The organism is Alteromonas sp. a30 (genome assembly GCF_026788005.1).
In the GTDB taxonomy this organism is placed as follows: domain Bacteria; phylum Pseudomonadota; class Gammaproteobacteria; order Enterobacterales; family Alteromonadaceae; genus Paraneptunicella.
The window spans coordinates 396,273-421,150 of the sequence record NZ_JABEPE010000001.1 but is presented as its reverse complement, the minus strand read 5'-3'; the positions used below and the strand labels follow the sequence as shown (position 1 = coordinate 421,150).

Sequence of the window (24,878 nt, the reverse complement as noted above, 5' to 3'; positions counted from 1 at the left end):
TAAGAGTGGTGGTGTTTACTTTTTGCGCTCGCCAATGGCTTTTTCGTCTTTCTTACAAATGGTGTCGTACTCGTCACGGTAGTAACGTAGATTGACACACTTTTCTTCATATAGTTGGCGTGCTGTTAGGGCCTTTTGTGGGTGCTTATTGTCGTAAAGCACTTTCTTCAATTCCGCACATTCACGCAGTTGACGATTGACTTCATTGATTTCTTCGCAGGGTGGATTACTGGAAGCGCAGCTTGAAAGTAAAGGAATAGCGGTAAAAGCGAGCAATACGGGGAGTTTGGTTATCATGGTAAATCCATATGTTTTTTAAAGCCTTCTCGAATATCTTTGTATTTTGCTGTTTGCCCTGGTGACATTTTCAGTTCATTGACTAATTTGAGATATTTTTTACTATCGACTACGAGTTTTAGTTCGGGTTTACTAAACCGCTCTAAAATTTGTAATAAACATTGGAGTAAATTAAGAATGGCGTCGGCATTAGTAGGAGAGTATTTGAGCGCCTCAGAATAGGCTTCATAAGCCGCTTGAAACTTACCTGCGTTATAGCTTGTTTTACCTTCCTTACACAGTCGATCAAACTCAAGCGCTTTATTGGCTATTCCCTCATTTGTTCTTGCAAGCAGGTATTCAAGGTTGGCATCAATTTCCACATCTTCATTTGCTAAACGGCGAGACAATGCCTGAGCTTCGTCATAGTCGCCTAGGTCAAAATAGACTTTCAGCGAGTCAGGTACTAGAGAAATCGGTAAATCTTCGAACTGTTCTTCTAAAGATTCTCTGGCCGTAGCGATCGACTTTCTCGCTTCAGAAACTTTGCCATCAAGGAAGTTTACGCGAGCATTGATGATTTCCTCAAACGCTGTGTAATCGAAAGGCTCATTCAAACGGCTGATTATGTCGTCACTTCGAAGGCGCTGAAGGGTAATTAACGCTTCTTGCTGAAACTTATTACGGTCTCCTTTTTCTGCGGCATTTTCTGCTGCATCAAGAATACTGCGTACAAAATTACAAAGATGTTTTACATCGCGGTAAACAGAGCGTCTTGTTTGCTCAAAAATTGCTTTACAGCATTGTTTGGCGAAATCGAAATCATTGTTTTCTCGAGCTAAGTTGGCACCTAAATACTGCCTATCAAGCGAAAAAGGAGACAACGAGATAGAGCGCTTAATTTCTTTAATTGCTTCATCTAAGTCACCCTTTTTCCAATGACATTGAGCTAATATGTCATGGCCTTCAACAGCCAAAACGCGGTTTTTGACGACTTGTTTGCCTAACGTAATAGCACCATCAAAATTGTTCAGATGCATTTCGGTTTTTGCTAACGCAACCATCGCCCAAGGCACCGGTTTGTGTAGCATTATCGGTTTTAGCATGTGCTGAGCTTGCTTAAATTGGCCCGCTTTCCAATAAAGCTCAGTTAATAGATAACTACAAGCTTGACGATATTTACAACCATTAGCAATAAGTTCACGACACACGTTAATAGCTTCGTCGATATCACCTTTCATGTAATGCTTGTAAACTGATTTTAACTCTTGTTTTTTTAGATAAGCCTTTTGTAATCGATTGGAGAGCTGCGCTTGTGAAAATGGCTTGATTAAATAGTCATCGGGTTGGCGTTCAAGGCTGCCTAATACAACAGGGCGTTGATTATCACCGCTTACCATAACGAATACGGTTTCTGGCTTAACATAGTTGAGGATGCGGATTTCCTCTAAGAATTGGTAGCCATTTTTTTTGTCGCTACCCAAGTGTACATCGGAAACGATGATATCGAATTTTTCTTTACGGCACGCAACAACGGCGGCTTCCCCATTTTGGGCGGTAACGACCGATTTTGCTCCAAGCGCGTTTGCCATGCCTCGAAGGAGAACAAGGAATGGACGTTGGTCGTCAACAACAAGGACACGCATGTTCCCGAAATCTACTTGTGCCATGGTGCTACTGAAAATATTCCAAAGTTTAATTTAAAAGATGAAATTTACTGGTTTAGATAACATAAACGCAAGCGTAAATTTGATTTAGGTAGGCGCTTTACGCATTGGGGTTTTAACCTACAATTTCTAATTTATACCCAAGGCGATAGACATGACTGAAAAATACCTAGTTTACTGAATCCAAGCTTACCCTTTTAGGCCGAATAAAGAAACGAAATTGATGTTAAGCGTTGCCTTATTCAACAATTAATTGTTAGGCGTTCCATTGTAGGGAAAGAATTAAAATTTAAGGTTTAGATTAGTGATCTCACGCCGATAACAAACTGAGTTTTAGTTGAGGTCGGGATGTCTGATAACCAAGTTCAAGCACTGATAGAGTCCGAATTTAAAGGGGCGCTATCTAGAACATTGTCGCAACAGGGCAAACAAGATTTTGCTCTGTTATTGGCTATGTTGCAGCAAGACATTACCAATAAATTGCGTTTAACTGACACTCAGCCCGTTGCCGTTAAAGACACTCGAGAGCGGGAACTTGCATTCATTGAAAATGCGTATCCTGAAACGCCCTTATCCGCAGAGGATATTCATTGGAAGCAACAAGCTAAGGTGACACAAGCTATGGCTAATGCTGATTTCGCAAATGTACGCTTACTGCAACAAATGTATCCACCACCATTAGCCCTGCAAAATGATCCCGCTTTTATTGCTGAAGAGGTGGTGGCAAATTGCGATGTATTCTGTCAGCAGCGGATGATAGAGAATAAATCTCATGAAAAAGAGGTCGACCCAACACTAATTTATGATGTGATTGGCAAAGCAAAAGGCGAGCAAACTCAAAGCTTTGAACCCGCTGCATAACGAACCTTAGTTTAACCTATGCTCACAGCACTTTTTGAATTTCTTCTCACTACCACAAAAACAAATATCGTTTCGTGAGAGCTTTAAACGTGTGTTGGAAGACTCTGATACGTCCGCCAAGTAAAACCAACTGCCATCCATTTTTTCAAATGCAGAACGCTCTTGTAAAACAAACAGCTTTCCTTTCATTCCAAAATAAGCAGAAAACGTAACGAAACCGTGGTTGCTATTTGCGGCATCCATTTCTGTGGACTCCACAGTCAGCTTTAGCCATTGAATACCATCGTAATCTTCGGCTAGAGCTTCTTTGTTCGCGTCTTGTTTATCTTTGCCTAGGTAAGTATCTAGGATGTATTGATAATGTTCTGTTGCAAAAGCGCTGTATCGGGAGCGCATTAGTTGCTCTGGAGTTTGGGCCTGCTGTTCTTTATTAATAAGAGGTTGACAACAGGAGCCGAAATCTTTGTTACTGCCACAAGGACAAGTGTTCATCAGCGTTTCTCGTTGACTAAATTGCCCAATAGCTTACAAGGGATTTTTGCGTAAATCTAACCTTGTTAACAGACTATTGGCGAGGATCGATGACAATAAGCGTTATTCCAGCAAGCTCGCATAGCGCACGTACTTTTTTCATATCTATATCTATTTGGGGGCAACGTTCAAGCAGAATTGCCGAACACTGTTGAGCAGAAATGACCTTCTCTATCCACACAACTACAGGGCTATCTTGCGCGTATTTCACTTGCATAATATTTTGGTTTGATGTGCGTATTTTAAAGTCATGACAAAACGAGTATACCCAACGTCTGCTTTGGCTAAGAGCTTGTAATAAAAAGCCTAAGCTATTGACATCATTTGCATAAGTTTGAATTGATAAGCGCTCAGGTGTGGGTTGCACTTGCGAAGCAATATTAGCCTGAGCGTTGAAAACGTAACGAGTTGCTAATTGAGTCATAATGACATCTCCGAAATACTGTATAAGTGAACAGTATATCGAAATTTTGTACAGATCAAGCTTTAAACTGTTTTTTTATCCAGTGTTTTGCCTTATCCTTCCTGAGCACTAATAATATAGTGATAATAATCAAATAGACAAGTGGTTTTCCAACACTGGTCTTTACTGACCAAATATAGTGTAAAACACCTAAAGCGCCGGATAAATAAACAAAATTGTGCAATGTTTGCCAATGCTTTTTCATTTTTCGTTTAACGTTATCAGGAGAAGTAATGCTTAATGCAAACAGGATGATAATACTGACAAAACCAACCGTCATGTAAGGTCGTTTGATGATGTCCTCGAACAAATTTGCCCAGTCTAACTGTAAATCGAAAACAAGATAGTTGGTGAAATGCAGCGCAGCGAAAGCAAAACTGTATAGGCCGAATAAACGTCTGAGTTTTATCAGGGCGCTTTGTCGGAAGGTCTTGGCTATTGGTGACAGGGCTAGTGTTAATAGCAGCATGTTGAGCGCGGCAATCCCCATTTGATGAATGAGGATTTTAACGGGGTCGCCTTCCAGTTGGTCGGTAAATCCCCAATAATAAAATAGCGCAATAAACCCAAGACAAATGCCATGGGTGATCACTTTTATCCCCGTTATGTGAGCGGGTTTAATTCGATACATAGCTGATACTGATGAAGGTTAATAGTATTTACTGAGGTCCATTCCGCTATATAACGAGGCGACTTCGTCATAACCGTTGAACATTTGCGTATCGATTCTACTGCGGTTGAGAAGGCCGCCAGAGGTAATTCGACGCTCTTTGGCTTGACTCCATCGAGGATGAGAAACCTTTGGGTTGACGTTAGCGTAAAAGCCATATTCATTGGGAGCAAGCATGCTCCAAGTGGTTTTAGGTTCGTCTTCTGTTAGCTCAATCCGAACGATGGATTTTATGCTTTTAAAGCCGTACTTCCAAGGCATAACTAAACGTATCGGCGCGCCATTTTGTGGAGGAAGGGTTTTGCCATAAACACCGACTGCCATAAAACTGAGCGGGTGCATGGCTTCATCCAAGCGCAATCCTTCACGGTAGGGGTAATCAATCCCGCCACCTACATATCGGCTTTTTTGACCCGGCATTTGCTTCGGGCTGAAGACAGTTCTAAATGAAACGTACTTGGCTTTACTTAATGGCTTTGCTTTTGCAATCAGTTTGTTGAGTGAAAATCCAACCCAAGGGATTACCATTGACCAAGCCTCGACACAACGCAGGCGATAAATGCGTTCTTCAATATCGAATAGGGAATAAAGGTCGTCGTAATCAAGGGTGATTGGGTTTTCGACTGCGCCATCTATGACCAGTTTCCAAGGATCGGTGGAGAAAGACTGGCTATTTTCAAACGGGTCGTCTTTACCCAAGCCAAATTCATAAAAATTGTTATATCGTGTTGCTTTAAGTTCAGGCGTGAGGGGTTCTTCTATTTGATACTTTTCCGGTTTACTGAATGATAGCTCTCGAGTTTTGAAAAGGGAGTCTTCATCAGATGAGCCAAACAAAGATAGGGCATGAGCTTGTTGAGAACTCGCTAGGAGTGAACCCATCCCGGCAAAGCCTAAACCTTTTATAATGCGTCGACGGTCATTGAAAATGGATTCGTCGGTGACGTTGTTCTCTGTCTCGTCACTGTTTTTCGTCTTTTTTATCAACATATTGGCTCTACCTACATCTATGAGCGTTCATTACAAAACGGTTTTCGTGGCTTTCGTGGCAATAGCCTCAGAAGTCACACTGAACTGGACATGTAAAGGAAGAAAGAGGAACACTAATAAAAATTACGAAATAACGAAAAAAACCTCGCGATGGGAGAAAAACCTTAGTGTTCGAAGATTTGTTCAATTCTATCTGCGGCTAGGCGTAATGCTGAGTTCATTTCTTTGGCTGTTAGATAGGGTTCAAGGTTTTTGCGTGCTGTTTTGGCTTCTTCAAAGTTTTGACAACACGCTAAGCTTAGCCAGCAATAGGCATGAAATAAGCTTTTGGGCACACCTTCTCCTTTAATGAACATCAAGCCAAGATAAAATTGCGCTTTTGCATGGCCTTGCATGCCCGCTTTACGAAACCATTTTGCCCCTAAGTAATGGTTGCCCATCGCTTTTATTTGATGCACACCCGTTGCAAATTGTTGATTAGCGGTTTCAACTGGAGAATGACCTGAATGGTGCGCCATGTCCATATGACCATTTGAATCAATGACAGAATCTACCTGAAGGATAGAAGCACTTTCCTGTTCATGAAATTCTTCATCTTCAAATTCCAATTCGGGCTCACCTTCTAGTGAAAGGTCGTCTTCATGCTCGTTTGGTGTGGCATTTATGATGGAATCTTGGCTCATTGTGTACCTGTTTCAAGGAGTTATTCGTTATATTAATCTGTTGATGCCAGTAAAACTTTAGCTATCTCTAGGGTGTGTTGCTCGATCAACACGCCCTAACCATGATATTGGCTGCGTCAACATTTTTATCATAGGGCGAAATTGCGCTTCCTGCCAATTGTCCTCAAAAGCCGGAGAAGGTTAGCCCCTGATTTTGTGGTAAAAATAGGTTGGCGTGCATTCGAAAAGCGAAGCCATCGGTCATGCCTGCTATGTAATCTGAAATAACACGCGCTTCTTTGTTGTGTTGTTGGGCTTCGAGCCAGCGCTTGCGGGTGTTTAATGGTAAGAGCCGTTGAGGGTCAGAACTGAATGCGGTAAATAGGTCGATAATAATTTGCTGACCTTTGTATTCTAACTGTTGCATTTCCGGCTTTTGGATAACCCCCTGATAAACAAACTCCTTAAATACTTTGAGAGCGGCTTCTTGTTGCGCGGGCATAACTGCATTATATCGAAGGAGGTTTTCTTTAAATTCGGGAGCCTTGTCGACAATATCGATAGCAGAAATGAAATGGTTCACTAAAGCGCCAATGGCGTCTTTGCGTTCATAATGTTCGCTATCGAATAATTTGCTTCCAAGCCCATCTATTTCTTTGCTTATCCATTCCGCTTGCAAAGCTTTAATGGGGACCACTAATTCTTGTGCAAATTGATGTGGGTGAATAATTCCCATGACAATGGCATCTTCTAAATCGTGAACCGCATACGCAATGTCGTCGGCTAATTCCATGATGGAGCAATCAAATGATTTATGTTGAGTTTTACGATGTTGGTCGTCCGATATGGCAGGTCTCATTTCGATAAAGGTGTCTTTATCTTGCTGACATAATGGGGCAATTAGCCAATTAAACGCGTCTTCATCATCACTAAACAATCCTTTTGGTGGCAGCCAGTCTTGAGCTTTGAGTTGTTTCGGGTCTGCAACGGTTTTGGGTTTTGATGTACGGTTGGCGTTATTCAAAAAGTTGGGGTATTTGACTAATCCAAGTAGCGAACGTCGGCTTAAGTTCATGCCATGGTTTGGTGTGTAAGGCTCAAGTTTGGTTATGATTCTAAAGGTTTGACCATTGCCTTCAAAACCTCCGTGATCACGCATCATATAATTCAACGCGATTTCGCCGCCATGACCAAAGGGCGGGTGGCCGATGTCGTGAGCAAGACATAACCCTTCTATGAGGGTGGGATCAAGATCCAAGAGTTGAGCATAGTCAGGGTGCTTAGTGGCAAGACGGATAGCGATACCCTGACCAATCTGTGAGGCTTCAAGCGAGTGTGTGAGGCGCGTGCGGTGGAAATCGCCGTTACCGACGCCTAAAACTTGGGTTTTTGCTTGTAGCCGCCGAAATGCCGCTGAGTGCAAGATACGCGCTTTGTCTCTTTGGAAAATAGATCGGTGATCGCCTTGTCTTTGAGAATGAATGATTTCACGTCGTTCGGTCCAGTGTGCAGCCATCATGAGCGTATTTTCCTCAGAGATAAGTTTAAATTGAGTATTCTCGTAGCGTGATTTCATCCAAGCTAAGATCAAAGCTAGGGACGAATAACTCTAAAAACAAAGCAACTTCATCAGAATGATATTCTTTGAGTTGATCATCCAGACGTTTTTTCGCTAGGCCAAATTCTTTATTGCCGGCAGAGAGTTCTTCCAAGGTTTTTAAATAAGCGCAGATGACATCGGCGGCTTTAATAATAAAGCGCTCTTCTTGGTTGCAGGCATCTTGATGGATAAGTTCTGCGTAGTCTTCTCGTAATGCTTCTGGGGCCATTTCAATGAGCTTCTGTTCGGCGATTTTTTCAATCTTCTTATATTCTTCTTTGATTGCCTCATTGAAATATTTTACTGGATTTGGGAGGTCGCCCGTAAGCACTTCCGACACATCGTGGAACATGGCCACTGTCGCAATTTTATTAGCGTCTAGGGTTCCCTGAAAATAGTGATTTTTAATGAGAGCCAATGCATGTGCAACCATGGCAACTTGTAGGCTGTGCTCTTGAACATTTTCTTGGTAAACATTGCGCATTAATGGCCAACGATTAATGAGTTTCATTCTGGCAAGGTGGGCAAATAAGTGGCTTTGTTGCATTGAATCTTCCTACTTGTGGTAATGAGTTCTGGCGTTTGAGAGGCGTCAGTATTGACCTAATGAACAATATGATGCAATACCTGAAGGCATAAAAAAAGAGCGCGTAAAACGCGCTCTCTGTTTTAGTTTAAGTTCGCTAAGTATTAGCGAGTAAATCGATGTTTTGGGTGTTACTTCTTGCTACGTCTGCGAAGTGCAAGCAATGGTAACAATAAAACACTATACCAAGGTGCAGAACCACCGCTACTGCTTGAGCTTGGCGGCTCAACAGGCGCGTCAGGCACATCATTTACTGTCACAGTGACAGAAGATGCTACGGTATCCGTGCCATCGTTAACGGCAACTTGGAATGTCATGGTTGAAGTTGATGCGACTTCTCCAGCAGTAAAGCTTAGTTCAGCCGTGTCTGCGCCAGAAAGTGTTGCTTCTGGACCATCAACCTGCGTCCACGCATACGTGTGCGTATCGTCAGGGTTTCTATCTGTTAGTGAAACCGAGACTGTACCACTTGCTCCTTCGTTAACCGTTAGCGCTGTATCAGACAAGGTTAGCTTAGGCGCTGAGTTGTCACAGGCGAAAGTATCGCCAGGCACTAAATCAGTGAAAACAGGTGACGAAATGTTAGAGAAGGTAACGTTGTCAATGTACCAACCGAAACCGGAAGAGACAGTAACGTCAGAAACAACACGGAAACGGAAGCGAACCGTTTGACCGTCCAGTGAGTCGCCAAAGCTGATAGTTTCTGTATTACCCGCTGTTGAATTTAAATCTCCATTTATACCCGTAAAGGTTTCACGTCCCGCTAATTCATCTTGTAACGTGCTGCTGTAACCAACGTCGAATTCGCCTCCAACGCTGGTTACATCAACCCAATCACCGCCGTTAATGCTGATTTCAACAACACCACCGTCGAAGTTATCTTCTAACCAGTAGAAGTGCCAGAAGTTCACCTCAAAGTTACCGCCAAAGCCGACTTCAATTGGGTGAGATTCAATTGCGACATCAGAACTGAAATCGTTGTTACGGATGAACATGGTTTGCTCACCGAATGCAACGCCAGCATTTAATTGAGCGAAGAAACCTGTGTTTTCTGTGTCGAATCGACGCGTATCCGCTGCCTGATCACCGCCTTCCATGATATTGATAGGCCAGTTATTAATGGACGCAAAGTCTTCCATGTCGTCAGTAGATGCATTATTTACTGTCGCGCGTGGAGTGAAGTCCATGTTAACTAAGGTTGTGATTTGTGCTGGTGCAGGTAATTCGATGCCTTCTGCCTCTAGGAACTCAACTTCGAACGTTACCGCATCAGCCATGTCGGCCTCATTTAGCGTAACTTTCAATGGCGTGCTGCTAAGCTCTTCGAATAGGTCAAGGTTGCCAAATGTGATCAAACCATCATTTTCGATAGTGACATCATGACCGCTTGTGACTTTCAGACGAGCAGGAAGCCCTTCAAGAGCTTGGCTACCGGCGTTTCTAATTTTGACGGTAACTTCTGCTGTTTCACCTTTATCAAAGATGTTGTCGTTGGAGCAGAAGCCAACTTCAACACCATCAAATGCGGCATTAATATTAATTTCTTCAGCGGAGAACGAAGCAAGTTCTGTGTTGAATGATTCTATTACACCTTCATTTGTTGTGCTTGATCTATCTGGAGAAACTGCACCCAAGCCCATACCACGACGAGCAAATGCCTGTAGCGCTAACTCATAGTCAGCTGGATCATTTGCATACATTGCCGCGAGTAATGCATCTCTAGCTTCAGTGTAAGTTGGTGAGATAGGCGTTAACTTGTATCCAGCAACTAAATAATCAGCCATACGAGTTTGTGCAACATCGAACTCGTGAGTATTGAGTAGATTAACGTAAACATCCCACAATACGGTTGCCCAGACTTCACCCGCTGCGTGAGGAGAGGCAACGTTAGTGCCCGGAAGGCCAACATCTGTACCTGCTCCAGACTCAATGTGTCTGAAGTTTAGTGGGTTGATTTCCATATTTGGCGTGTAAGGTACACGACGGATACCGCGATAGAAGTCTTCTACATAAGTTCCGGTTGCATAAGGCACTTGGAATTCGCTGTTACCTTCGATGTCACGGTCAGCGCTTTTCACCAAGAACATCATAGAGTGGAAGTCACTCCAGCCTTCGCCCATTGCGCGGCCTTGGAAATTGATTAGACCGTTAGCATTACCAACTAAGCGGTTCTGGATGTAGTGACCCCATTCGTGAGCAACAATACCGTTATCGAATGATGAATCTTTCAGTGGGAAGTTGCTGAACATTTCAGCAGTAACGGTATCTCCGTCTGCTAATAGGTCGTAGATTGCGTGACCATCTTGGAAGTTCAAGCCAACGTTAGGAATTGTTACCCTTACGTCTTCACCACCCATTGGGGCAGGTGTGCCATCATCATTGTTGTTTACGATAATTGCCGCAATTGCACCCGCTTCCTGTGCATTTAATACTTTGTCAGTAAAAGCACAAGAACCACGATCGATGATGGCAATTTTACCTGTGAGGGCTTCTGGGTTTGTTGCTGCTTCACAACCATCAAATTCGGTTATATCACCAGGAATGTTCGCGTCGGTTAAGCGAACAATTTCGCCGCCTACGGAGTCATATTGAACGGGTCCGAAAGAAGAAAGTTGTAAGCTTTGCAATAAGCCTAATTCAGGATGAGAAGTAATGGTTAGACCTTGATCTTCACCATTTTTTGCATCTTTTGAATTATACAGGTACTGCTGCATACGAGGGCTACCACCATCAGCAGGTGTCGCCATGTTTGCGTTGTTTAAACCACTGAAATCCTGTGCTTGAACTTCTAGAGGATCTCCATCAACACCGCCTCGTCCATAGTTGAGAAGCTGAGCGTTACCAGCCGCTTCATCGAAGCCGTGGTCATACCACCAATCGTGAAGGAAGTTGTTCAACAAGAATAAGTTAACGACACCGGCTTTACCGTTCGTTAGATTCGATGCTCTTAAGTCACCAGAAAGTTGGTAATCGAAGGTTTTATCTGATGTTATTTCCGCAGTGTAGTCACCGTCAGTAAAGCCTTGAGGTGAAATTACGTCAGCATAAGCAAAGGCGTTATTACCGGATGTAATCGTAGCGTCATCAGTTAACCAAGGGTCATTTGTACTGATTTTGTTGAAGTTACGAACTGTGACCAATGGCGCATCCAAAATAACGGAAGTGTCTTGATCTGGCACGGCCGCTGGAATGACATCACCGTGAGGACCTTCCCAAGGGAAACCATCAGGGTCAGCGTAAACGCGATAAGTGAATTCACCTTCTTGTGCAACCAAGTTGTTGCGGAACAAGATTTTGCCTGAATTAGCATCGATAACATAACTGTGATCGATACTTGTTACGTCGTCAGCGCTACCTAAAGACACCTCAACATAATAGGCAGAAACAAGGTCGCCATTGACATCGTAGAAGACTTTTTTCGTGCGAGGCTGGCCGATAACAAGGGGGCCGCTTGTGGTGGTTGCTTCAAATAATTGATAACCACCTTTCTTTTCTGTTTGGGTTAAATGTACTTGAGATTGTTTGCTGCTTAAGTCAGCAATGGCTGTTTGTAGCGCTGTTTCAGCAGAGCCAAAGTTTGCCAGCATCGACAAGGCTTTGCTCTCGGGGGCTTTATTCGCGAAATAACCGGAGCCTGCGACAAGGTTATATTCTCTGTCCATCATCACGTTGTATTCTTTGTTGAATACTTCGATGCCGTGGACCTGTTGGCGATATTTGGCAACGATTGCGCCACGTTTCAGGTCATGAGTGTAAGCAAGTTTAGCTTTGTTACCAACATTGGTAGCTTCAGCGGAAAAACCGGTTAGTTGGTTAAGGTAAAAGTTCGCTGCGTATTCGGTGCGATGCTCTGGTGCCACGATGCTTAAATCGGGCTTGCTAAAAGATTGACCGCCCCAAACGAAAGTGGCTTTGCCAAGATTAGCATCGAAATGACTACGCATTCCGGTTGTTGTTGCTCTTTCTGCAAGTTTCTTCTGTGCTAATACGTCACCTGAAAAAACGCGTTTAGATACGCTGGCTTTATCAAAATTACTAGGTGCAACGAGCTGGTTGTTGGCATCTATGGCTGCATTAGCTGTCGTTGCGGAGAGGGCCGCAGAAACTAAAGTCGCCAATAGAGTTGGACGGTAAGTTCTCATTTTAATTCCTTCAATATTATTATGTTACGAATGATAAAGAGAGTGAGTGGGTTATTATTATTAGCTCATCCTAGAACATTCATTTTGGTGAATTCTGATGTATTACTGATGGGCCGAGAATTCAAACTCACTCTCGTATATCCCCACTAACTTTAACTCGCTAGAATTGATCATTGCAATATGAACAAAAGCTGAAAGCTCATTATCGGTTAAAACTATTACCTGTAAATTGTAATGAATTAATTCAAAGATGATCTGAAATCTAGCTGCAATGCAGGTTATAGGCGATTTTTCCCAGTTTTACAAAAATACTTGGAAATTAAACTAAATCTGTTCGAGGACAGAATTTTGCGTGATTTATGGCTGGTTTACAGTAGGACATTGATTTTCCTCAAGGCTTTAGCGTGAGTATAGTGAGACAACATAAAGCATTCAGCTATAGTGATTAAAAAAGCATTCGTTTTATTAAAATGCCTTTGCTATTTTGATAAGTCGATATCCCGCATTTGTTAGGGTTATAACATTTTAATGGAGTATGCATGAACAAAGTGTTTGAGCTGAGTTTGAAGGGAGCTGTTTTTACATTAAGTTCTTTTGTGTTAATTGCTTGTGATTCCGGTGAGAATAAAATTGAGCAAAAGGGGCAGTCGAAAGAACTGGAGCAAGCAGCGCCACCAAAACTGCAAGATAAGGTTGTTGTTGAGCAGAAAAAAATGACAAAATCCGTTGTTATTAATGGTGAAAAATACCTTTACAGTGCGGCGATGATAAAGCCGGGAGTATATGTGACGCATGCGGCATCACAAACAAAGGTAAAGGTAACTGAGCGTATTGCGGTTGTTATGGCTAATAAACAAGCTTTGGCGCTAGCAACGGCTAAAACACAATTGGAAAAACTCGGTACAATGAAGACGTTAACGGAAGGTGTATTCGAGCTTTCGTTTAATGCCGACACAGATATGCTAGAGCAATACAATGCGATTCAAGCATTACCCTTTGTGAAAAGTGCTGAGCTACAATTGTGGCATGACCCGAAGGCGCAGGGGAAAGCCACTTATTAATCCACTTTATTGGGCTGGGGTTGATAAAGCTTCGTCCCCAGTCACATGTTAATAAAACCACGTTCTGTTTATTTACCCTAGTAGGATGGATATTCTACACTCCTGCAAATATATTCTTTGTATTCCCTATGTTGAAGTTGTTATATCCTAGTAAACTCTGTTTTTTAGGAAATTATTGTTTTTGAAGCTTTCCTTACAATACTAAAAAGCAACAATTTGTTTACATGCTTGCTCTACCATTAGGCCAGTTAAAAATGCTCAAAATACGGGTAAAGTTGCAGCGGCCAGAAAGCGGCTTTAATGCACTGACCTTTCCTGTACTTCCCTAACTTAATTGAAAGTTGTGGGCACCACGCGAGGCTTAACATGAAAACCAGAAATCACTTGTCAGATGTTGGTGTAGTGAATCAAGTTAATATCATATCGAATGGATTAATTGATATTCCTATGCTGCAAATCTTAGCGCCAGACGGCACAGTCCTAGAAGGTGCTGTAGAGCCTGAGCTAAGTAAAGAAACTGCGCTGAAAATTTTTCAGACCATGCAATTTATACGCGTACTTGATGAGCGTATGGTTGCCGCACAGCGACAGGGACGTATCAGCTTCTATCTTGCTTCAACCGGTGAAGAAGCTGCTTCCGCAGCCAGTGCTGCTGCACTTTCTTTTGATGATATGATCATGTCTCAGTACCGCGAGCAAGCGGCTCTTGCTTATAGAGGGTACACAACCGAACAATTCATGAACCAAATGTTCAGTAATGAAAAGGAGCCAAATAAAGGGCGTCAAATGCCTATTCACTATGGCGCGAAAGAACTGAACTTTATGACTATTTCTTCTCCTCTTGGTACTCAAATCCCTCAAGCTGCGGGTTACGCTTATGGGCAAAAAATGGAAGGCAAAGATGCCATGACCATTTGTTATTTCGGTGAAGGAGCGGCTTCAGAAGGGGATTTTCACGCGGGTTTGAATATGGCGGCGGTGTTAAGTTGTCCTGTTATTTTCTTTTGTCGTAACAACGGCTACGCCATTTCTACACCAGCAGATGAACAGTTCAAAGGGGATGGTATTGCTTCCCGTGGTATCGGCTACGGTATTAAAACTATTCGAGTTGATGGTAATGATGCACTTGCCATTTATGCGGCAACCCAAAAGGCACGTGAAATTGCCGTTTCCGAAAAATGTCCAGTATTGATTGAAGCCATGAGTTACCGTTTGGCCGCGCATTCTACATCGGATGATCCAACGGGTTATCGTTCGAAGGAAGAAGAAGCGCAGTGGAAAGCGAAAGATCCCATTGCCCGCATGGCTAATTGGTTGGTGAGTAAAGGTTGGTTGAACCAAGAAGAAAATGCCAAGCATGTTGAAGCCATGAGACAAGATGTACTGACAGAACTCAAGCGTGTTGAGAAAGTGCCAGTCTGCCCAATTGATGATCTTGTAACCGATGTTTACTCAGAGGTGCCATGGCATTTAGAAGAGCAACTTAAAGACTTAAAAGAACACATTAAAAAGTACCCTGAACATTACCCTAAAACTGCAGGGAGAGTTGAATAATGGCACAAATGAATATGTTGCAAGCTGTTAATAATGCACTTATGACAGCAATGGAAGAAAACGAGCGCGTCATGGTGCTCGGTGAGGATGTGGGTCACTTTGGTGGCGTTTTCCGAGCAACCAGTAACTTACAAGAAAAGTTTGGCCGAGAACGTGTGTTCAATACGCCACTAGTAGAACAAGGCATTATCGGCTTTGCAAATGGTCTCGCGTCTCAAGGCTCTGTAGCGGTGGCGGAAATTCAGTTTGGTGATTACATTTTCCCAGCGTTTGACCAAATCGTGAATGAAACAGCTAAATGGCGCTATCGTTCTGGCGGTCAGTTCTCTGTTGGCTCATTGACCATTCGTACCCCTTATGGCGGTGGCATTGCAGGTGGCTTGTATCACTCACAATCACCAGAAGCTTACTTTGCACACACGCCGGGTATGAAAATCGTGACACCACGTAACCCTTATCAAGCGAAAGGTTTGTTGCTGGCTTCTATTCGCGACGACAACCCTGTTTTATTCATGGAGCCGAAGCGTATTTACCGTGCTTCTGTGGGTGATGTACCCGAAGAAGATTACGAGTTACCTCTAGGCAAAGCTGAAGTAGTAAAAGAAGGCTCAGACATCACCTTGCTTGCGTGGGGCGCACAAATGGAAGTGATGGAAAAAGCGGCTGCAATGGCGGAAAAAGACGGGATTTCTTGCGAGATTGTTGATTTGCGTAGCATCTTACCGTGGGATGCGGAAACCGTTTGTGCATCTGTTGAAAAAACAGGGCGTTTAATTGTTAGCCATGAAGCGCCGCAAACAGGTGGCTTCGCTGCCGAGATTTCGGCTAAAGTACAAGAGCGTTGCTTCTTGTATCTGGAATCGCCAATTATGCGCGTGTGCGGTTTAGATACACCGTTCCCACTGGCGCATGAAAAAGAATATATGCCTGATGAACTTAAGGTATATGAAGCCATTAAACGTTCAATGAACTTCTAAGAGAGGGTAAAAAATGCGAACAGATTTTATTTTGCCCGACATCGGAGAAGGCATCGTAGAGTGTGAATTAGTTGAATGGTTGGTCAGTGCAGGCGAACAGATTGTTGAGGATCAACCTGTTGCTGAAGTCATGACGGACAAAGCGGTGGTACAGATTCCTGCCATGCATTCAGGAACAGTGGAAGAGTTGTACTACCAAAAAGGTGATATTGCCAAGGTTCATCAACCACTTTTTGCGATGCGTGTTGAAGGTGAAAAAAGCACGGAAAACGATGTAAAGGTTGATAATTCAGCAAGTGCAGCTCCAGCAGAAAACACACAAAGCCAACAAAGCGCACCCTCGACAGCTTCCAGTGGTATTGAAGACTTCATTTTGCCCGACATCGGTGAGGGTATCGTTGAGTGTGAGCTAGTAAAGTGGCACATTCAAGAAGGCGATATGATCCAAGAAGATCAGCCAGTTGCTGAAGTGATGACCGATAAAGCCGTTGTTGAGATTCCAGCTAAACATACCGGTAAAGTTGTGCGTTTGTATTATCAGCAAGGCGAAATTGCTAAAGTTCATACGCCGTTGTTTGCTATGGAAGTGGAGGGCAGCACTAGCCAAGCAGCCGCGCCAGCCAGCAGCCAAACAAACGCTCAGGCTCCTGCTCAATCTACGAGTGCGCAGGCGCAAACCTCATCAAATGAAGCACCAGTCTCTGCGCGTCCGGGTAAAGCGGTTGCAAGCCCAGCGGTAAGACGCCGCGCTAGAGAAATGAACATCGATATTAGTTTGGTACAAGGCAGCGGCAAAAAAGGCCGTGTGATGAAAGAAGACCTTGAGCGCCATGTGAATCAACAATCGGCGTCAGCGCAAACCACATCATCACCTGCAACAAGCAGCGCGCCTTCTGGCGGTAAGCGCACAGAGCCAATTCGTGGCATTAAAGCGGCAATGGCCAAGCAAATGACAGAATCGGTTTATACCATTCCGCATTTCAGTGTTAGCGAAGAAGTGATTATGGATGCGTTAATTGCTGCTCGCGCGCAGTTAAAGCCAGAGTTTGAAGCGCAAGGTGTGAAATTAACTTATATGCCTTTCTTCATCAAAGCCATGTCATTAGCACTCAAGCATTTCCCGATTATTAATAGTCAGGTGAATGATGATTGCACGGAATTGACCTATTTTGATGATCACAACATTGGTATGGCGGTGGACTCAAAAATTGGCTTAGTTGTGCCAAACATCAAGCAAGTGCAGAATTTGTCGTTGCTTGATGTGGCAAAAGAGGCAAATCGATTAGTGGATCAGGCCCGTGAGGGACGATTGTCTCAGGCTGATTTAAAAGGCGGCACTATCAGCATTTCTAACGTGGGTGTCATTGGTGGAACAGTTGCGGTTCCTGTTATCAATAAGCCAGAATCTGCCATTGTCGCTTTAGGTAAAATGCAAAAATTACCGCGCTTCGATGAAAATGACCAAGTGAAAGCCGTGAATATCATGCATGTTAGCTGGTCCGGTGATCATCGTATTATTGATGGCGCAACCATGGTGAAGTTCTGCAATCTTTGGAAGTCTTACTTAGAGAATCCACTGAGTATGCTTAGTGAGTTGAGATAACTTAGTTGAGAACACTTAGTTGAGAACACTGAACAGCAACAAAAAGCCCGCTGATTTTAGCGGGCTTTTTGTTGCTGTTCAGATTTATTAAACCCTGATAACGTAAAAACGTTGTTTTCTGCAAGGACTTAAACAAAGTGCCCGTTTCTAATCTAAAGCATTTTTATATTCCAGAAGAACAGTCCATTTATCTGCTTTCCCATGCCGATGCCCAAAAGTTGAAAGATTGGATCAACCTCTGTATTGCACAATTAGAAAAATTGGGATTTCGTCAGATAGAGCTAATTGGCAAAGGAGCTTACGGATTTGCGTTCGGGGGGACGTCTCCCGACAACGAAGCATTGGTATTTAAGTTCTCGCGTGCCAATCTCCCTCAACATGTTCAAGATAGACTTGAAGAAGAAGCGTTTATGTTAGGGAATGTTGAGCATCCTTTGGTGCCGGGCCTAGTGGAATTTCTACAAGTCGGTAAACAAGCAATTTTGGTCATGCAGCGTGCGCAAGGAGTGGATTTAGAACAGCTTTCCTTACAAAAAGGGCCGTTAGAACCGCGTTTGGTGGTAAAAATTGCGGTGCAGCTAACGGATATCCTCAACACCCTGCGCAACCATACAATCAATGAGCAGAAAAAACCTATTGTGCATGGTGACATCAAGCCTTCCAACATCGTATTTAATCCCGAAACAGAAGAAATTGGCCTGATTGATTGGGGATCTTCGGTGTTTGCGCAAATGGATAGTCAAGGCCAATATATTGCTAATAATGTGATGGATTTAATGTCCGGCGATTTACACCAAACGAACGCAAGGTTGGGAGATGTGTATTTTATCGGTGATGAGCAATTAAACGGTGGGTTATCTACGCCTCGCTTTGATGAGCAGGGAGTGGCTAGTACCTTATATGCACTCGCATCGGGTCAATCTTGTCGCTTTGGCACTAAAGTTATAACTCCGCGTTCCTTGGGGTTGCCAGTTATGCTTGCAGAAGTGCTAACCGGGTTGCTTAGTGAAGACATGCGTACACGCCAGCAAGCGGGTGACTATTTAATCAATAACGCACATTATATGAAAAACATGGTGTTTGCGGATTATGTACAACCGACGGTTAAACGCCTAATTCCCGCCCGACATCATGCAGAATATAAAGAAATTGAAACCGTTGTATACAGCTCGCGCAAATCGTTTCTGCGGGCGGAAAACTATCATGCCGAGCTTCGTTATATTAACGACGCCCAATTTGAACGCTATTACAAAAATTATATGCAAGGTATGGGTGAAACCGAAAAAGCGTTTGTTTCGGAAGTTGCTCGATTAGGACGTTTTCCGGTGGTGGGGGGCATCGCCGTGCGTTGGGAGCCCTCCGGTGTTTACATTGATTCCAGTCTAAATCTTTACGATCACACACTTAAGTATTCTTTCGATACCGTATTGAATAATGTAGTGAATCTGGCAAGAGCGATTCATCGCGTTGGGATTTTCAAAAGTTGTATGTTTAATGCCAAAGACACTTTGCACTTGGAAAGGACAGACATCAATCAGCCTTTTATTGCTCGGGACACAATGAAGATTCCTTATGAAGTGAGTTTTGATGCGACATTGGACAACGATGAAAGTCGCATGCACTCGTATTTTGAGGATGGCGATGATCCAGATGAATTATTGAAACTGCCTGATGCCATATTGGCGATTATTCGAGAGTTAAACCTAATTCATCATACTGGTTGCATTATTTTTGAGTCTTTAGAATTGCATATGAAAATTCACAGCTACTACAAGTTATTAGACCCGAAAAAAGAAGCTGATTTTCGCTCATGCTTGCAGCGCCTAGTGAAACTTATTCCAGAAATCGAAGGGGTTGGGATCTCAGGTTTTATGAAGCTTCCATACAAGGACACTCGTTTCTTCGAGCATCACGATCATTTGCCGGAGCGCTTTTATCCACGCAATCCAAAGCAAGTTTAAGCTAAGGTGCTATTGTAACGTGGGTTTTAGGTCATATATTGAGTATCAGCTAAAGTTGTAATAGCGAGTTAATAAGTATGTGGAGGTTTACCGTGAAAGAACCCAAGTTAGCGGATCTATTAACGCTAGAAAAGTTGGAAGAAGGTCTTTACCGAGGTGAGAGTTGGGACTTAGGTTTTCGGGCTTTGTTCGGTGGGCAAGTTATGGGGCAAGCGTTGGCAGCCGCACAATATACGGTTGATCAGGGGATGTCCTGTCACTCATTTCATTGTTACTTCATTTTGCCGGGTGATGCAGAAGCGCCCGTTGTTTATCAGGTTGAAAGCGTGCGAGATGGGCGAAGCTTTTCTACTCGACGAGCGAAAGCTATTCAGCATGGACGCGTTATTTTTGATTCTGTTTGCTCATTTCAAAAAGCTGAAAAAGGTTTGGAGCATCAAACCTTTTCAATCCCATCGGATGTGCCAGGACCCGACGATATTGAACCCGACATTAAGCGTTTTGAACATCCCGATGCAAATATTTCTATGTCGCTTCGCGACAAACTTATCTACCACAAGCCCATCGATCTGCGTTCTGTCACCATACCGGGCCAACATAAGGAAGCGAAGCGTTATACATGGATGCGTTTAAAAGAGCCTGTAGAACAGTCGAATTTAGTGCATCAGACGGCCTTGTCATATGCCTCTGATTATCATTTTTTGATGACATCATTGCTGCCTCACGGTGTGAAATTAACCGACAAGAATTTGCGCATTGCCACTATCGATCACGCCATTTGGTTTCACCACCCTATTAACTTCAATGAATGGCATTTGTATTGCGCAGACTCACCAAGTGCTAGTGGAGCCAGAGGGTTTGTGCGTGGGCAATTTTTTGACATTCATGGCAAACTAGTCGCTTCAACAACACAGGAAGGCTTGATCAGGAAAGTTCCAGAAGCATAAGCCATGATTCGATACTTGGAGAAAACGTGATTTATTCATTAGGCGAAAAAACAGTTAAAAAAGACGATAGTGCGTTTGTGGCACCGGGTAGCCACGTTATCGGTGACGTGAGACTGGAAAAAGACAGCAGTGTTTGGTTTAACGCGGTGTTACGTGGTGATTGTGAAGCAATTACTATTGGAGAAGGTTCAAATGTGCAAGATGGCGCAATTTTGCATACTGACCCAGGATTTGCATTGACCCTTGGCAAAGGCGTGACGATTGGACACAAAGTTATGTTGCATGGATGCTCGATAGGAGATTATTCCTTAATTGGCATTAATGCGGTGGTGTTAAATGGTGCCAAAATCGGTAAAAATTGTGTTATTGGTGCCAATGCTTTAGTGACTGAGGGTAAGGAAATTCCAGATGGCTCAGTGGTTATGGGATCGCCCGGTAAAGTGGTTAAGCAGTTATCTGAAGAGCAAATTGCTGGCTTAAAGGCGTCTGCTCAGCACTATATTGACAACGCTAAACAGTACAAAGCTTCTTTGCAGATTAAAGAATAATTTCTCTGTTTAGTCGGACATGTATCGTGGAAGAAAGCTCAGCTAAAGGCTGAGTTTTCTTTTTTGTGGCTGCCCACTATTCATATTACTGAATCGTGTTTATCTAAGACTTGTTCACACAAGTTTATGCGAATAAAAGTAAACAATAAAAAAAGCCCAGAGATGAAATCAACTCTGGGCTAGGGGAATGGCTCAACGATATGAGCCGTGCGCTAACTGATGTGAACTTAGGCTGTTTTACGTTTTTTTAAAAACGAGCGGCCAGCCTAAACGCATAAATCTTACTTAGGCAGATAAGTTTAGCGCAACTATTGTGATTAAATAAACTATTTTATTAAAAAAAATAGAGTGTTTTAAATTCAATAGGTTACACAGGAAATGTGTTATATATATTTACCCTATTGTTAATTTTATCCACAGGATTTTCTGTGTTTGCTAACAGGATATTCCGTCCGGCTGATCGTGGAAAATAACGAATTATCGATGGAAACTGGCAGCATTTCTCCTGCTTTAATTAAGTCGCTAAGGGCATTTTAGAATGGCTTAATCGTCGCTCTGTATTCGCCTTAAAAGGTGATTAACTATTCAGTATGGTTAGGTTGTAAACGCTTATGTTGTAAATTGTTAACGTAGTTTTGCATACGTATGTATGATGTAAATTAACACCAAACACTTATAGTGAATGCCAATAAAAATAACGGCCTAAGAAGTTGCAAACAGTGGACTTCTTCTTTTAATTAACCGTGTAAACAATATGTTAACAATACAAAAAAATCTGAGTAGCGTGTTTTACGCTATTCTTAGCTTACCCTCTACTGCGATGGGTTTTGCGCTTTCTGTTCAAATAGCCGCACTAAGTTGGATTTTAACAACACAATATGGGTTAGATATTCACGATGTTGGTTTTGTGTGGGCAGCCGGTCCCATTGCAGGCATTTTAGGGCAAGTGATTATTGGCATGCTTAGCGACAAAGTGTGGTTTTGGGGGGGGCGTCGGCGTCCATTTATATTAATTGGTGGCGTTTTCGCATCATTAGGGTTATTAGCGCTACCCAATATTGATGTTATTTCATCTTCATTGGAGATGGCGGGAATTCTCGGTGTTGCTATTACCGTCGCGTTAGCTCTCGACCTCTCCATTAATATTAGCTTCAACCCGACGCGCAGTATTATTGCTGATGTAACACCAGAAGGGCATGAGCGCACCAAAGGGTACACATGGATGCAAACGGTGTCTGGTACATTCGGTGTATTAGCCTATGCCATTGGCTCGTTTTGGAGTAACTATGCGCTGATTTATATTGGTGCGTTTTTAGTGTTAGTGTTTTCTGTTGTGCCTGTATTTTTCGTTACTGAATCGCGCCAACTTGCGCAAGACAACTTACCTTCCGATGATAAGCCCGCACAAACCGCTTCTTTAGGGCAAGGTTTTCTTATTATTCGCCCACTTTGGGGCTTTTTAGCCTATGGCATTTATGCTTTGGTTGCGCGTTTGTTTGATGTGCAATTTGATCACTTCTTTGTTGAAATTGTCTGTTTTATTGTGACGGTATTGTTTGTTGGCAAAACCTTGCTGGAAAAAGAAGGCGGTAGCAACCCGCATGTGGGCTTTCAAAAAGTGCTGGCGGCACACTCTTTTACCTGGGTTGGTATTCAATCCATGTTTATATACATGGTGGCCTTCTTAAAATATAACCAGCCTGACATTAGCGATGATGCTGTTGGTTCTATGGTCAATATCGGCTTCTTAATTCTGTCCTTAGTTGCCGCTATTTTGCCGGTTTTGGTTTTGCAACCTATCGCGAAAAGAAAAGGCAGCTTAGTCACTCACGCTGTCTGCATTGCATCGATGGCGTTGGGGTATTTTCTCTTGTCCGTGGTTGGGAGTCATTCAACGTTATTTTTTGTGGTGATGGCGCTATTAGGTATTGGTTGGTCGGCAACCATTAGTCTGCCTTTCGCCATCATGTCGCAGAAGGTAGCGCAATCTAAAATGGGTTTTTACATGGGGTTGTTTAACCTTTCTGTGGTGTTGCCGCAATTGGTTGCTAGTTTAGGGGTTGGCTTAGTAATGAGCCGAGCAGAAAACAAAAATGTCGTGTTTTGGATAGCAGCGCTATGCTTAGCGATTTCAGCCGTTAGCTGGTTTACCGTTTCGGATAAGCGTCAAACACAAGGGCGCGAAATTTAAATAATAAGAATACGGCTTTTGCATAAAGGCCGAGCAATAGGAGTAAAACATGCAGCGGACCAAACCCGAATTAAGCTTTTCGCAAATATTCAATATGTGTTTTGGTTTTATGGGGATTCAATTTGGGTTTGCGCTTCAAAATGCAAATGTCAGCCGGATTTTCGAAACTTTGGGAGCCGATTATAACAATCTGGCCATTTTGGCCATCGCCGCTCCGATCACAGGATTAATTGTTCAACCTATTGTGGGTCACATGAGTGACAACACATGGAACAAATTAGGTCGTCGTCGACCCTATTTTTTATGGGGGGCGTTAGCGGCGAGTTTAGCCCTCATCATCATGCCTAACTCCCCATATTTGTGGGTTGCTGCTGGTATGTTATGGATTATGGATGCTTCAATTAATGTTTCCATGGAGCCGTTCCGCGCATTTGTTGGCGATATGCTACCGAAAAAGCAACGCCCAACAGGCTATGCTTTGCAAAGCTTTTTTATTGGCATTGGTGGCACGGTTGCCTCCCTAATGCCGTATATCTTTGCGGAGTTTTTGGGAATTAGTAATACTGCTGGAGCGGGGGAGATCCCCGATACCGTAAAATATTCATTCTACCTAGGCGCGGTTGTGTTTTTAGCCGCAGTATGGTGGACGGTTTATTCAACGAAGGAATACTCGCCTGAAGAGCTAGAAGCCTTTGAAAAAGCAGAGCGAGAGTTTGAAGCGGCTTCTACGCCTGTGGTGCATGTTAAACGTAGTGCCGAAAAGTACACACAAGGCGCCATTCAGTGGACCGCAGTTGGTATTGTGTTAACCGCGATTATTGCCGCGTTTCAAGCGCACTTAGACAAACAATTGTTTATTCTTAGTGGCATGGTGATCTTTTTTGGTGTTGCCCAATTTGTGGCGGCGCAGTTTGCCAAATCGACGAAAAGTTCACACGGATTCAAAACCATGATGGACGACCTATTCGCTATGCCCGAAACGATGAAACAATTAGCATGGGTGCAGTTTTTCTCATGGTTCCCTTTGTTTGCAATGTGGATCTACAGTACGCCGGCGGTAACTTCTTATCATTATGGCAGTTCCGACCCTACCTCCGCATTGTACAATGAAGGAGCAAACTGGGTTGGCGTGTTATTTGGTGCATATAATGGCTTTACTGCTATTGCCGCTGTAGTTATTCCTATCCTCGTTAAGCAAACCAATCTTCGTGTGGCGCACTTCATTAATCTGCTGTTAGGCGGTTTGGGGTTAGCGTCCTATTTGATAATTGAGGACCCAGTTTGGTTGTTGGCATCCATGGTGGGTGTTGGTTTTGCCTTTGCGTCGATTTTGTCTGTGCCTTATGCGTTGCTCGCTAATGCCTTGCCAAATAATAAGATGGGGATCTACATGGGGATTTTTAACTTCTTCATTACGCTTCCCCAAATTCTAGCCGCCAGTATTTTAGGCTTCCTTGTTAGTCGTGTGTTCGACAATCAACCAATTTATGCGTTGTTAATTGGTGGAGTCAGCATGATATTAGCTGGTTTGCTAACGCTACGAGTGAAGGAAGCGCATTAAATCGTTTACTACAATAAGCATTGCTGG

General features: G+C 43.2%; 20 protein-coding genes. 10 read left to right on the top strand and 10 right to left on the bottom strand.

Annotation, left to right across the window (positions count from 1 at the left end; genetic code table 11):
- Nucleotides 1-15 precede the first annotated feature (15 nt).
- Entirely contained in the window at nucleotides 16-297 is a 282-nt protein-coding gene (locus HJG39_RS01745) for a hypothetical protein (RefSeq protein WP_268406075.1), read from the bottom strand.
- Entirely contained in the window at nucleotides 294-1,946 is a 1,653-nt protein-coding gene (locus HJG39_RS01740; RefSeq protein WP_268406073.1) for a tetratricopeptide repeat-containing response regulator, read from the bottom strand. Before HJG39_RS01740 ends, HJG39_RS01745 begins: the two co-directional genes overlap by 4 nt.
- Before the next feature lie 345 nt (nucleotides 1,947-2,291).
- On the opposite strand from HJG39_RS01740, the gene HJG39_RS01735 reads away from it, so the two are divergent.
- Entirely contained in the window at nucleotides 2,292-2,804 is a 513-nt protein-coding gene (locus HJG39_RS01735) for a VC2046/SO_2500 family protein (protein WP_268406071.1), read from the top strand.
- A 6-nt stretch (nucleotides 2,805-2,810) separates the two neighbouring features.
- Here HJG39_RS01735 and HJG39_RS01730 read toward each other — a convergent pair whose 3' ends face one another.
- The 8 genes from HJG39_RS01730 to HJG39_RS01695 all read right to left on the bottom strand — a co-directional run bounded on the left by HJG39_RS01730 (nucleotide 2,811) and on the right by HJG39_RS01695 (nucleotide 12,448).
- A complete protein-coding gene (locus HJG39_RS01730) occupies nucleotides 2,811-3,296 on the bottom strand; it encodes a YchJ family protein (RefSeq protein WP_268406068.1) in 486 nt (161 codons plus the stop codon).
- Nucleotides 3,297-3,369: 73 nt separating this feature from the next.
- The gene (locus tag HJG39_RS01725; protein ID WP_268406066.1) at nucleotides 3,370-3,759 is read right to left on the bottom strand and encodes a hypothetical protein; all 390 of its coding nucleotides are present in this window, start codon (nucleotides 3,757-3,759) and stop codon (nucleotides 3,370-3,372) included.
- A 55-nt stretch (nucleotides 3,760-3,814) separates the two neighbouring features.
- Nucleotides 3,815-4,429: a protein-methionine-sulfoxide reductase heme-binding subunit MsrQ gene (locus tag HJG39_RS01720; protein WP_268406064.1), complete on the bottom strand. Its 615-nt coding sequence runs from the start codon at nucleotides 4,427-4,429 to the stop codon at nucleotides 3,815-3,817.
- A gap of 18 nt (nucleotides 4,430-4,447) precedes the next feature.
- Complete coding sequence (gene msrP, locus HJG39_RS01715; RefSeq protein ID WP_268406062.1) at nucleotides 4,448-5,458, bottom strand: protein-methionine-sulfoxide reductase catalytic subunit MsrP; 1,011 nt, start codon at nucleotides 5,456-5,458, stop codon at nucleotides 4,448-4,450.
- A 164-nt stretch (nucleotides 5,459-5,622) separates the two neighbouring features.
- Nucleotides 5,623-6,141 (bottom strand): tetratricopeptide repeat protein, encoded by a 519-nt coding sequence (locus HJG39_RS01710; protein WP_268406061.1) that lies wholly within the window; start codon nucleotides 6,139-6,141, stop codon nucleotides 5,623-5,625.
- A gap of 163 nt (nucleotides 6,142-6,304) precedes the next feature.
- Nucleotides 6,305-7,639 carry an anti-phage deoxyguanosine triphosphatase gene (locus HJG39_RS01705; protein WP_268406058.1) on the bottom strand — a complete coding sequence of 445 codons (1,335 nt, stop codon included), beginning with the start codon at nucleotides 7,637-7,639 and terminating at the stop codon, nucleotides 6,305-6,307.
- Nucleotides 7,640-7,664: 25 nt separating this feature from the next.
- The gene (yfbR, locus tag HJG39_RS01700; protein WP_268406056.1) at nucleotides 7,665-8,267 is read right to left on the bottom strand and encodes a 5'-deoxynucleotidase; all 603 of its coding nucleotides are present in this window, start codon (nucleotides 8,265-8,267) and stop codon (nucleotides 7,665-7,667) included.
- 170 nt (nucleotides 8,268-8,437) lie between these two features.
- Nucleotides 8,438-12,448, bottom strand: a complete 4,011-nt coding sequence (locus tag HJG39_RS01695) for a rhombosortase-dependent M36 family metallopeptidase (RefSeq protein WP_268406054.1) — start codon at nucleotides 12,446-12,448, stop codon at nucleotides 8,438-8,440.
- Nucleotides 12,449-12,987: 539 nt separating this feature from the next.
- Here HJG39_RS01695 and HJG39_RS01690 point away from each other — a divergent pair.
- From HJG39_RS01690 to HJG39_RS01650, 9 genes are all read left to right on the top strand, one after another.
- Nucleotides 12,988-13,509, top strand: coding sequence for a hypothetical protein (locus HJG39_RS01690; protein WP_268406052.1), 522 nt, complete (start codon nucleotides 12,988-12,990; stop codon nucleotides 13,507-13,509).
- Between the two features lie 366 nt (nucleotides 13,510-13,875).
- Nucleotides 13,876-15,063: a thiamine pyrophosphate-dependent dehydrogenase E1 component subunit alpha gene (locus tag HJG39_RS01685; protein ID WP_268406050.1), complete on the top strand. Its 1,188-nt coding sequence runs from the start codon at nucleotides 13,876-13,878 to the stop codon at nucleotides 15,061-15,063.
- Entirely contained in the window at nucleotides 15,063-16,040 is a 978-nt protein-coding gene (locus HJG39_RS01680) for an alpha-ketoacid dehydrogenase subunit beta (protein ID WP_268406048.1), read from the top strand. Before HJG39_RS01685 ends, HJG39_RS01680 begins: the two co-directional genes overlap by 1 nt.
- A gap of 13 nt (nucleotides 16,041-16,053) precedes the next feature.
- Complete coding sequence (locus HJG39_RS01675) at nucleotides 16,054-17,643, top strand: dihydrolipoyllysine-residue acetyltransferase (protein WP_268406046.1); 1,590 nt, start codon at nucleotides 16,054-16,056, stop codon at nucleotides 17,641-17,643.
- Nucleotides 17,644-17,780: 137 nt separating this feature from the next.
- Complete coding sequence (locus tag HJG39_RS01670; RefSeq protein WP_268406043.1) at nucleotides 17,781-19,604, top strand: protein kinase domain-containing protein; 1,824 nt, start codon at nucleotides 17,781-17,783, stop codon at nucleotides 19,602-19,604.
- Nucleotides 19,605-19,696: 92 nt separating this feature from the next.
- Entirely contained in the window at nucleotides 19,697-20,551 is an 855-nt protein-coding gene (locus tag HJG39_RS01665) for an acyl-CoA thioesterase (protein ID WP_268406041.1), read from the top strand.
- A 26-nt stretch (nucleotides 20,552-20,577) separates the two neighbouring features.
- Nucleotides 20,578-21,099 carry a gamma carbonic anhydrase family protein gene (locus HJG39_RS01660; RefSeq protein WP_268406039.1) on the top strand — a complete coding sequence of 174 codons (522 nt, stop codon included), beginning with the start codon at nucleotides 20,578-20,580 and terminating at the stop codon, nucleotides 21,097-21,099.
- A 754-nt stretch (nucleotides 21,100-21,853) separates the two neighbouring features.
- Nucleotides 21,854-23,290, top strand: coding sequence for an MFS transporter (locus tag HJG39_RS01655; RefSeq protein ID WP_268406036.1), 1,437 nt, complete (start codon nucleotides 21,854-21,856; stop codon nucleotides 23,288-23,290).
- Nucleotides 23,291-23,339: 49 nt separating this feature from the next.
- Nucleotides 23,340-24,851, top strand: coding sequence for an MFS transporter (locus HJG39_RS01650; RefSeq protein WP_268406034.1), 1,512 nt, complete (start codon nucleotides 23,340-23,342; stop codon nucleotides 24,849-24,851).
- Nucleotides 24,852-24,878: the final 27 nt, after the last annotated feature.

Coding starts and splice junctions, on each gene's coding strand:
- HJG39_RS01690 (WP_268406052.1), top strand. CDS start 12,988: ATGAACAAAGTGTTTGAGCTGAGTTTGAAGGGAGCTGTTTTTACATTA.
- HJG39_RS01720 (WP_268406064.1), bottom strand. CDS start 4,429: ATGTATCGAATTAAACCCGCTCACATAACGGGGATAAAAGTGATCACC.
- HJG39_RS01705 (WP_268406058.1), bottom strand. CDS start 7,639: ATGATGGCTGCACACTGGACCGAACGACGTGAAATCATTCATTCTCAA.
- HJG39_RS01680 (WP_268406048.1), top strand. CDS start 15,063: ATGGCACAAATGAATATGTTGCAAGCTGTTAATAATGCACTTATGACA.
- HJG39_RS01650 (WP_268406034.1), top strand. CDS start 23,340: ATGCAGCGGACCAAACCCGAATTAAGCTTTTCGCAAATATTCAATATG.
- yfbR (WP_268406056.1), bottom strand. CDS start 8,267: ATGCAACAAAGCCACTTATTTGCCCACCTTGCCAGAATGAAACTCATT.
- HJG39_RS01725 (WP_268406066.1), bottom strand. CDS start 3,759: ATGACTCAATTAGCAACTCGTTACGTTTTCAACGCTCAGGCTAATATT.
- HJG39_RS01685 (WP_268406050.1), top strand. CDS start 13,876: ATGAAAACCAGAAATCACTTGTCAGATGTTGGTGTAGTGAATCAAGTT.
- HJG39_RS01655 (WP_268406036.1), top strand. CDS start 21,854: ATGTTAACAATACAAAAAAATCTGAGTAGCGTGTTTTACGCTATTCTT.
- HJG39_RS01695 (WP_268406054.1), bottom strand. CDS start 12,448: ATGAGAACTTACCGTCCAACTCTATTGGCGACTTTAGTTTCTGCGGCC.
- HJG39_RS01735 (WP_268406071.1), top strand. CDS start 2,292: ATGTCTGATAACCAAGTTCAAGCACTGATAGAGTCCGAATTTAAAGGG.
- HJG39_RS01710 (WP_268406061.1), bottom strand. CDS start 6,141: ATGAGCCAAGATTCCATCATAAATGCCACACCAAACGAGCATGAAGAC.
- HJG39_RS01745 (WP_268406075.1), bottom strand. CDS start 297: ATGATAACCAAACTCCCCGTATTGCTCGCTTTTACCGCTATTCCTTTA.
- msrP (WP_268406062.1), bottom strand. CDS start 5,458: ATGTTGATAAAAAAGACGAAAAACAGTGACGAGACAGAGAACAACGTC.
- HJG39_RS01740 (WP_268406073.1), bottom strand. CDS start 1,946: ATGGCACAAGTAGATTTCGGGAACATGCGTGTCCTTGTTGTTGACGAC.
- HJG39_RS01675 (WP_268406046.1), top strand. CDS start 16,054: ATGCGAACAGATTTTATTTTGCCCGACATCGGAGAAGGCATCGTAGAG.
- HJG39_RS01730 (WP_268406068.1), bottom strand. CDS start 3,296: ATGAACACTTGTCCTTGTGGCAGTAACAAAGATTTCGGCTCCTGTTGT.